General features: G+C 60.2%; 8 protein-coding genes and 1 pseudogene. 1 reads left to right on the plus strand and 8 read right to left on the minus strand.

Annotated features, from left to right (window positions below):
- Positions 1-90 precede the first annotated feature (90 nt).
- Positions 91-1653, plus strand: a complete 1563-nt coding sequence (locus Q0M74_RS11320) for a succinic semialdehyde dehydrogenase (protein WP_293954510.1) — start codon at positions 91-93, stop codon at positions 1651-1653.
- 59 nt (positions 1654-1712) lie between these two features.
- On the opposite strand, the gene groL is transcribed toward Q0M74_RS11320, so the two are convergent.
- The 8 genes and pseudogenes from groL to Q0M74_RS11360 all read right to left on the minus strand — a co-directional run.
- On the minus strand, positions 1713-3329 hold the full coding sequence (gene groL / locus Q0M74_RS11325) for a chaperonin GroEL (protein WP_293954511.1): 1617 nt from the start codon (positions 3327-3329) through the stop codon (positions 1713-1715).
- 10 nt (positions 3330-3339) lie between these two features.
- Positions 3340-3639, minus strand: a complete 300-nt coding sequence (groES, locus tag Q0M74_RS11330) for a co-chaperone GroES (RefSeq protein ID WP_293954512.1) — start codon at positions 3637-3639, stop codon at positions 3340-3342.
- A 201-nt stretch (positions 3640-3840) separates the two neighbouring features.
- Entirely contained in the window at positions 3841-4278 is a 438-nt protein-coding gene (locus Q0M74_RS11335) for a hypothetical protein (RefSeq protein ID WP_293954513.1), read from the minus strand.
- Positions 4279-4333: 55 nt separating this feature from the next.
- Positions 4334-6052 carry a bifunctional ADP-dependent NAD(P)H-hydrate dehydratase/NAD(P)H-hydrate epimerase gene (locus Q0M74_RS11340; RefSeq protein WP_293954514.1) on the minus strand — a complete coding sequence of 573 codons (1719 nt, stop codon included), beginning with the start codon at positions 6050-6052 and terminating at the stop codon, positions 4334-4336.
- A 19-nt stretch (positions 6053-6071) separates the two neighbouring features.
- Positions 6072-7106, minus strand: a complete 1035-nt coding sequence (tsaD, locus tag Q0M74_RS11345) for a tRNA (adenosine(37)-N6)-threonylcarbamoyltransferase complex transferase subunit TsaD (protein WP_293954515.1) — start codon at positions 7104-7106, stop codon at positions 6072-6074.
- 3 nt (positions 7107-7109) lie between these two features.
- Entirely contained in the window at positions 7110-7616 is a 507-nt protein-coding gene (rimI, locus tag Q0M74_RS11350) for a ribosomal protein S18-alanine N-acetyltransferase (protein ID WP_293954516.1), read from the minus strand.
- A gap of 6 nt (positions 7617-7622) precedes the next feature.
- Positions 7623-8294 carry a tRNA (adenosine(37)-N6)-threonylcarbamoyltransferase complex dimerization subunit type 1 TsaB gene (gene tsaB, locus Q0M74_RS11355; protein WP_293954517.1) on the minus strand — a complete coding sequence of 224 codons (672 nt, stop codon included), beginning with the start codon at positions 8292-8294 and terminating at the stop codon, positions 7623-7625.
- Between the two features lie 5 nt (positions 8295-8299).
- Positions 8300-9123: pseudogene (locus tag Q0M74_RS11360) on the minus strand (aminopeptidase); the annotation flags it as partial.

A 9123-nucleotide genomic window follows, 5' to 3' on the forward strand; every position in this document is an offset into this window, starting at 1 on the left:
GCAAGATTGAGCGCAAACAGCCGGTGGCTGTCTAAACAGTGCAGACCCGGTTTTCATGACCGGGTCTTTTTCTTCTCTAAGGTGGGTTTCATGTACCCACACCGCCTGGGCCTTGATGCTCTCCCCCATGATCTGCATGACCACCTGGTCTCCCTCGTCTCTTCTGAGGCCACCGCCCGGATTGCGGTGGAGGCCCCCTTCGATGGCCGCACCATCATCGGCCATATTCCGGAAGGTGGGCAGGTGTGTGTCGATAAGGCTTTTTCGGCTGCACGCCAAGCACAGCGCTCGTGGGCGGAGACACCGCATGCTTTACGACGTTCCATTTTCCACCGTTTCCACGCCTTGGTGCTCAAGCACCGGGAGCTGCTCATGGACATGGTGCAGCTGGAAACCGGCAAGAACCGGGCCGCGGCCTTTGATGAGGTGATGGATGTGGCCTCCACGGCGCATTATTATGCACGCACCGCGGAAAAGCTGCTCCGCCCGAAGCGGCGCCAGGGCACCATCCCCGGGTTGTCCTCCACCTGGGAACACCACTATCCCCTGGGGGTGGTCGGTCAGATCAGTCCGTGGAACTACCCCCTGACCCTGGCGATCTCCGATGCCGTCCCTGCACTGCTCGCCGGTAATGCGGTGGTGTCCAAGCCGGATTCCAAGACCGCCTTCACCTCTTTGTTGGTGACCAGTCTGCTCTATGATGCGGGGCTTCCCCCTGAGCTTTTCCAGACGGTCACCGGTGAGGGCGCTGTGGTCGGTGGTGAAATTACCGAACTATGCGATTACCTCATGTTCACTGGTTCCACGAACACCGGTCGCATCCTCGGGGAAACCGCAGGGCGTCGTCTCATCGGTTTCTCTGCGGAACTCGGTGGCAAGAATCCGCTCATCGTTGCTGAGGATGCTGATCTGAAGGTGGCCGTGGATGGTGCCATCCACGGCACGTTATCCAATTCGGGGCAGTTGTGTGTCTCCATCGAACGGATCTACGTGGTGGGCACGGTGTATCAGAAGTTCCTAGATGCCTATGTGGAGCGGCTGCGTGGCACCCGTCTCGGTGCGGGCTTTGACTGGGATGTGGAGATGGGCTCCCTGGCCTCCCAACAGCAGTTGGATAATGTCCAGGCGATGGTCGATGATGCCGTGTCCAAGGGTGCGGAGGTGCTCTGCGGTGGCAGGCCACGGCCGGACTTGGGCCCCTATTTCTATGAGCCCACGGTGATCACCGGCGCCACCGAGGAGATGGATCTCTACCGCAATGAGGTCTTCGGGCCGGTGGTCCATGTGGAGGCCGTCGAAGACCTGGCCGAGGCCATTGTACGTGCCAATGACACCACCTATGGTCTCAATGCCGCGATCTTCGCAGCTCCTGCCACCGCCCGTGCCGCAGCTCCCCTGATCCGGTCCGGTGGTGTGAATATCAATGATGCCTATTCCGCCACCTGGGGCAATGTAGATACCCCGCTGGGTGGTGCCGGGGATTCCGGGTTGACCGCCCGCCATGGTGCGGAGGGGCTGTTGAAATACACCCAGGTGCAGAACATCTCCGAGCAGCGGTGCATGCAGCTGCGCGGTCCGAAGTCCTTAAACCGGAAGACCTATGCAGCAATCATGACTGTCGGGCTGAAGGTCTTGGCCAAGGTGGGTAGATGAGAAATAACCGGCTCTCCTCTGGGAAGAGCCGGTTATTCATATTCCGTTATTAACGGATTTTAGTGGTGATGGTGGCTGTGGCCGTGGCCGGTAGCTTCCTCAGCCGGCTTGTCCACGATGGACGCCTCGGTGGTGAGAACCATGCGCGCAACGGAGGTTGCGTTGACCACTGCGGAGTGGGTGACCTTGACCGGGTCAATGACACCCTGCTCAACCAGGTTGCCGTACTCGAGGGTTGCAGCGTTGAAACCCTCATTGTTCGGCAGATCGGCGGTGCGGGCGACAACGACCGCACCATCCAGTCCTGCGTTGGCTGCGATCCAGTAGGCAGGCTTGCTCAGAGCGATGGCCAAGGCGTTCACGCCGACCTTCTGATCGCCTTCGAACTCCTCAGCGTAGGCCTTGAGGGTTTCAGCGATCTGGACCAGTGCGGAACCGCCACCGGCGATCACACCTTCCTGTGCTGCTGCACGGGCGGCGTTGATGGCATCTTCCACACGGAGCTTGCGCTCATTGACCTCAGTCTCGGTGGCTGCACCGACACGGATGACGGCGACACCTCCGGAGAGCTTGGCCAGACGCTCTTCAGCTTTTTCGCGATCCCAGGAGGAATCGGTGGTGTCGATCTCGCGGCGGATCTGCTGACGACGTGCCTCCACGTCCTCGGCGGAACCGGCACCATCGACGATGATGGTCTCATCCTTGTTCACGGTCACACGACGTGCGGTGCCTAGAACCTCAAGGCCAGCCTCGTTGAGGGAGACTCCGACCTCAGGGTCAACCACGGTTGCGGCGGTGACCACAGCCAGGTCATCCATGAAGGCCTTGCGGCGATCACCGAAGTACGGGGACTTCACAGCGACAGCCTTGATGGTCTTGCGGATGGAGTTGACCACCAGAGTCTGCAGAGGCTCGCCTTCGATGTCCTCAGCAATGATGAGGACCGGACGGTTAGACTCCACGATCTTCTCCAGCAACGGAAGGAAATCCGGCAGGGAGGAGATCTTGTTGCGGACCAGAAGGATTGCAGGACTGTCCAGGACAGCGCTCTGGGTGTCGGTCTCGTTGATGAAGTACGGGGACAGGTAGCCCTTGTCGAAGGAGACTCCCTCAGTGATATCGAGTGAAGACTCGATGGACTGAGATTCTTCGACGGTGACCACGCCGTCCTTGCCGACCTTCTCCATGGCCTCAGCCACGATCTGGCCGACGACCTCATCGCGGGAGGACACGGTGGCCACGTTGGCGATCTCCTGGGTGGAGGAGACCTCGGTTGCGCGTGCCTTGAGCTCCTCAAGGGTCTTTTCCGCTGCTGCGGCAATACCCTTGTTCAACTCGATCGGGTTGGCACCGGCGGCAACATTGCGCAGACCTTCGGCGATGATCGCCTGGGCTAGCAGGGTTGCGGTGGTGGTGCCGTCGCCGGCGATGTCGTTGGTCTTGACGGCTACGGACTTGACCAGCTGTGCACCGAGGTTCTCAAAGGGATCCTCGATATCGATGTCACGGGCGATGGTGACACCGTCATTGGTGACCAGTGGGCCACCGAAAGCCTTGTCAAGGACAACGTTGCGGCCACGTGGGCCGAGGGTGACCTTGACGGTGTTCGCCAGGGCGTTGACGCCCCGGAGAATGCCTTCGCGGGCGTCCTGGTCAAAAGCAATAAGCTTTGCCATGAACTATCCCCTACTTCTGAACGATTGCGAGGATGTCACGAGCGGACAGGAGCAGGAACTCCTCGCCACCGAACTTGATTTCAGTGCCACCGTAACGGGAGAAGATGACAACGTCATCTTCCTTGACGTCCAGTGGGATGCGGTTGCCCTTGTCATCGAAGCGGCCTGGGCCCACAGCGATGACGGTAGCCTCCTGAGGCTTCTCCTTAGCGGAGTCAGGAATGACCAGACCGGAAGCGGTGGTGGTCTCAGCCTCGTTGATCTGAACCAGGATCTTGTCCTCGAGCGGCTTGATGTTGACGTTTGCCACGATGAATCCCTCCATGAGAAAAGTTTTCTTGTTGTGCCGGTTGTGGATTTCCAGCACAGCCGTCGTCGCGGGTGAACAACTGTGTGTCAAACAACCTATTGGCACTCTACCCCCGCGAGTGCCAGCACTCAACCGCAGAGGGTGCCGGGCCCTTATCCGCCCTGCGCGGGCACACCCCCTGTGGGGTGAGGTGTTGACTTGTTACTCCTCATCCAGTTCCGGGTTACGCAGGTTATAAACCGCATTGCGCCACAGCTGAAACTCCTGTGGGTAATCGGAACGGTAGTTCCGGGCAGCCCGGATGCCATCCTTGATGCGCAGGATCTCCGGTTCCCCAACATCCTCACCTTCGGCACCGATGAACACCACCGGGCCGCAGACTGCGGTGGTGGGATCAGTGAAGAAGTCCGAGTTGCCGGTGGCGGCGGCATTGCGCCCCAATGACGCCACCGGGTTGGCATGCGCCCCTTCAGCCTTAGCCTCAGAGTTGTAGAGGGCAGCATAGGTGCTGCCGTCTTCCTGGAAGGCAACAGCCACGCGGGCATTATCGGCACCACCAAGAAACTGTGCGGCATGCTCAAGTTCGAAATCAATCCGCCGGTAGGTCAGGTCAGGGTTAACAAGGAATCCTTGGGTCATATCCCTCAATTAACCTGCTCAAGCATTGTTTAGCGACTCGAAGACTGTAAATTCATCAGGAGTTCATCGCCCGGTTAAGGTTCACCCGCGCCGTGGCTGCCGGAATGGCCTCAGCAATCCGGGAGGCAGAAGTCGGTGCCGGTCCGAATTCCGTGCGGGCAGACAGTGCGGCTGCCACCGCATGGATGCTCACCGCGGGTGCCACCTGGGAGTACACCGCCGTGTGTGGCAGGTTCATATCCGGAATGAACTCCGGAAGCCTGGTCAGCTCCGCATGGCTCTGTGCCAGATGGGCGCCGATCAACCCAGACAACACATCCCCGGACCCCGGGGTGGCCGACCAGGAATGTCCCGCATCTACCACATAGACATAATCGGCCGTGGCCACCACCGTGGACCGTCCCTTCAACAGCACACAACAGTCCAGTTCAGTGGCCAGGGCCAAAGCCGCACCGATGGGATCATCCCCTGACACCGGTACCGGTACACCCCGCTCACGCAGAGTTTCGGCCAGTCGTTCAAACTCACCCCGGTGGGGTGTGAGCACCGTGGGATGCTCACGTTCCCGGGCGGTACGCTGCAACTCCGGTGACCCGGCGAGCAGGGTGATGCCGTCGGCGTCGATAAGCAGGGGTTCAGGGTGACCCAACAACTGCCTCAACTCGAGTTCCTCCGCCGCACCGGTGCCACGCCCCGGGCCAAACACCCAGGCCTGCACCCGACCAGCCTGCTCAATCGAGGTTGACGCCACCACCTCCGGCAAAGACTGAATGACATGATGCTGGGCTGATTCATCACCGATGAAACGCACCATCGAACTGGTGGCACGCACCGCACCGGCACAACTCAAGATGGCAGCACCCGGATACTGCTGACCACCAGCAAGGATGCCCACCACTCCCCCGGTGTACTTATCAGCATCCGGAGCCGGCTCCACATCCAACATAATGAACTGGGAACCAATAGGATACGCACCGGACACTGATGGAAGATCAGGAGTGTCAAGCCAGGCCTGGGAGGCGTAGATCTTCGGGCCGGCATCCTCGAACTGGATGTCTTGGAGGGTTTCCGCCAGGTTCATGCTCCCTCCATCGCCCTCCACACGGATATTGGCGCACAGCACATAGCCACAAGACATGGCGATAGCATGGGCACGCCGCAGACCACCGAAGGTGATGGTGACATCAGCGTTGATGTGGGTGGGGATCAGCTGACGGGCAATCGGGGCACCGGCGTCATAGCCCTCCAACTGCACCATGGCAGGTTCTGGAAGCGCACCGGTGTCAGCATCAATGCCGCTGGGGATGTCGATGGCCAACACGGGCACGCCCGCGGAGTAGAAATGCTCCACATACCGGGCGGTATCCGGATCAATGCCGCCGTGTCCACCGATTCCTACGATCCCATCGATGACCAGACGGTAGTTGAAGGCATAGGGCCGTTCCTTCAGAACCACCCCGCCGAGGGTGCTGAAACAGGCCAGAGCTGACTCATGGACGCGGTCCCCGCCGAGTAACAGGGCATCCACATGGTGGCCCTCCTCGCTGAGGAAGGCACCGGCGTAGAGGGCGTCTCCACCATTGCCACCAGCACCGACCAGCAGGAGGATTCTTTCCTCCTCCACGATGTCCGAGGGCGGTTGTTGGACCATCGCCAACGCAACATCCGCGACGGCGGAGGCCGCGGAGATCATCAGTTCATCGGGGTCTTTTTGGACTGCGAATAATCGCTCTTCAGCGCGTCGGATCTGGTCAACGGTGAACACAGACTTCATGCCGATTAATTCTAGGCTGTCAGAACACCTGAGGTGTCTCAACGGACAAAGAAGGATCCGTTCCCACATTCAACTGGGATCCACCTGCACCTTCGTGGATGCGCTGGGCTGCAAGAGCCGCGATCATCACGCCATTATCGGTGCACAGGTTGAACCGTGGCACGCGCAGTTCGATACCGGCCTTCTCACACCGCTGCTGTGCCAGTTCACGCAGACGGGAGTTGGCTGCCACGCCACCACCAAGCAGCAGCACCTTGGCACCGACATCCTGACAGGCACGCACAGCCTTGACGGTGAGGACATCACAGACAGCTTCTTGGAAGCTGGCACAGACATCTTCCACGGAGATGACCTCGCCATTTCTTTCCGCGGCCTCCACATAGCGCGCCACGGCGGTCTTGAGTCCGGAGAAGGAGAAATCATGACGGGAATCAGATTTCTTCATCAGCCCGCGTGGGAACTTGATGGCCTCCGGGTTACCGCGGCGTGCTAGCTTATCGATCACGGGTCCGCCTGGGTAGCCCAGGCCGAGCAGGCGGGAGACCTTGTCATAGGCTTCGCCGGCGGCGTCGTCAAGCGTGGAACCCAGTTCCTTCATGGGTAGGCCGACGGCGTCTACTTCAAGGAGTTGGGTGTGTCCGCCGGAGACCAGCAGTGCCACGGAATGTGGGAGGGTTTCGCCGTCGAGGTTGGCAACGGCAACGTGTCCGCCGAGGTGGTTGAGGGCGTAGAAGGGTACGCCCCAGGCGGCGGCGTAGGCTTTGGCGGCACTGGCTCCGACTAGGAGTGCTCCGGCAAGGCCGGGGCCGACGGTGGCGGCTACGGCGTCGGGTTTGTCCACGCCGGCTTGCTTGAGTGCTTCGCGCATGACCGGAACCATGGATTCCAGGTGTGCACGGGAGGCGATTTCTGGCACGACACCACCAAAACGTGCGTGTTGCTGCATAGAGGAGGCTACGGCGTCAGCCAGGATGCTCAGGTTTCCCTGTTCATCCAGTTTGACCACGCCGACGCCGGTTTCATCGCAGGAGCTCTCAATACCCAGGACAATCATTGTTTAAAGGTTAGTCCCGTCCGCTGGGTTTTCGGAACTCTGGCGGTCACTCAGGCGGGGACGTTGCATGGTGAAGGCATCTGCACCGGAGGGGCGGTAGTAGTTCTTGCGGGTGGCAAGGGTGGTGAACCCGAAGGCCTCATACATCTTGATGGCTGGTTCATTATCCGTGCGGACCTCCAGGAATACGGGTCCGTCCAAGCTGTCGGCGGTGTGCATCATCTGGTCCATCAGTACCCGCCCCAGACCTTTGCGTTGATATTCCGGGGCCACGCCCACGGTGTGGATTTCAAACTCGGGGTCTTCGGTGGGGCCCATCATGGCCAGGCCGGCGTAGGCCACCAGGTAGCCATCATCGAAGGCGCCGAGGTAGAAGTTGGTGGGGTGGGAGAATTCCACCGCGAAGACATCACGTGGCCAGGGGTTGTCGCCGGGGAAGAGCTGTTTCTCCAACTCTGCGCAGCGTGCGGCGTCTTCGCGACGTAGTTCGCGTAGTTCAAACTGGTCCATTGGTTTTTACAGCTCCACTTCTGGGATGGCCGCTGATTTCGGCTTAGGCTTGGGTTCCTTCGCATCGGGGCGGCGCAGGTACATCGGTACCAGGGGTTCCGGAGTGGCGGTGAGGTCGGCGACGGCCACCAGGTTTTCCGGGGTTGGTTTCAAAGAGAGCTTCTCGACACCCTGTAGCGACTCCGGCAGCTTCTCCTCCAGGTGTGCTGGGATGGAGATGACATCCACCTCGTGTTCCAGTTCCAGCTGGGCTGGTGCGATGACCTCAGGGCCGGTGGTGCGGATGCCGTCTGTGTAGGTGGCCCAGTAGATCTCACGGCGGCGGGCATCAGTGGCGACCAGGGCACGTGGGGTGCTGGCATCAAGGCCGGCGGCGATGGCGTCGAGAGAACACACACCATGGACGGGGATACCGAGGGCATCGCCGAAAGCGGCGGCGGACACCATGCCCACGCGCAGGCCGGTGAAGGGGCCGGGACCGCAACCAACAACGATGGCACTTAAATCAGCGAAGGTCTTGTCAGCCGCGGCCAGGGCTTCCTGCACCATCGGGGTGAGCTGTTCATTGTGCTCACGGGTGTCTTCGATGATGCGCTGGGCAAGGATGGTTTTGTTATCTGATTCCACGATGCCGACGATGAGGTCCGGGGTCGAGGTGTCGATTACTAGTACTAACACAAAAATCAGCGTACCCGTCGACCGTGTGCCAGATCGATGAGGTGGGCAAGTACCTCACCGTTGCTGCCGCGCAGTCCATTGTGCTCGTGCTCGCTGGTGATATAGAGCTGCACACCTGGAATATGCTCTGCTGTTTCCAGGGAGTAGTCCATGGGTACAAAGACATCATTGGCATAGACGGCAGCGGCACCACTGGCTTGGGAGTTTTGCAGTGCTGTGGCGTCATAAAGCTTGGGCCAGTCCTGCTGGGCCAGCAGCATTGCAACCTCCCTCCAGGGCTGCAATGAGGGCACGGTATCCGCCCATTCACTAAAGACATGCTCACCGGTGAGCAGGGTGGGATCCTCCCGGAAGGTATCTGGATAGACACGTTGTGCCGCCCAGTTGGTGACCACACCATCAGCATAGGAGGATTCGTGCAGGACATAGTAGAGCGGGTTGCGGTTGCCATAGGGCAGCAGATCACTCAGGTCATGGCGGAAAGCATTGGAGGCGGGATCCAGTTCCAGCAGGTTATAAAGATCCAACCAACCATCATTGCTGCCCAAGAGGTGGCCCAGGGAACGCAGCCGGGATTCAGAGACCACCTCACCGGTGGGCAGGATGAGGTCCCCGGCCGTGGCTGCGGCCACGAGCTTGCGGACGGTGTCGCGGTGTTGCGGGAAGCGACGGTAGAACTGCTCGGAGTTGCGCTGCATGCGGTGGTAGCAGTTGGCGTAGACCTCTTCCGCTGGACGATCAATGGCGCTGAGTCCGCCGGTGATGAAGACCTGATCCAGTGCGTCCGGGTGTGTGGACAGGTAGTGCAGGGTGGTGAAACCACCAAAGG

It is taken from the genome of uncultured Corynebacterium sp., from assembly GCF_945649885.1.
Lineage (GTDB): Bacteria > Actinomycetota > Actinomycetes > Mycobacteriales > Mycobacteriaceae > Corynebacterium.

What these genes read in the sequence shown, in the direction of transcription:
- Q0M74_RS11320 (WP_293954510.1), top strand. Translation starts at nt 91, where the DNA reads ATGTACCCACACCGCCTGGGCCTTGATGCTCTCCCCCATGATCTGCAT.
- groL (WP_293954511.1), bottom strand. Translation starts at nt 3,329, where the DNA reads ATGGCAAAGCTTATTGCTTTTGACCAGGACGCCCGCGAAGGCATTCTC.
- Q0M74_RS11335 (WP_293954513.1), bottom strand. Translation starts at nt 4,278, where the DNA reads ATGACCCAAGGATTCCTTGTTAACCCTGACCTGACCTACCGGCGGATT.
- Q0M74_RS11340 (WP_293954514.1), bottom strand. Translation starts at nt 6,052, where the DNA reads ATGAAGTCTGTGTTCACCGTTGACCAGATCCGACGCGCTGAAGAGCGA.
- tsaD (WP_293954515.1), bottom strand. Translation starts at nt 7,106, where the DNA reads ATGATTGTCCTGGGTATTGAGAGCTCCTGCGATGAAACCGGCGTCGGC.
- rimI (WP_293954516.1), bottom strand. Translation starts at nt 7,616, where the DNA reads ATGGACCAGTTTGAACTACGCGAACTACGTCGCGAAGACGCCGCACGC.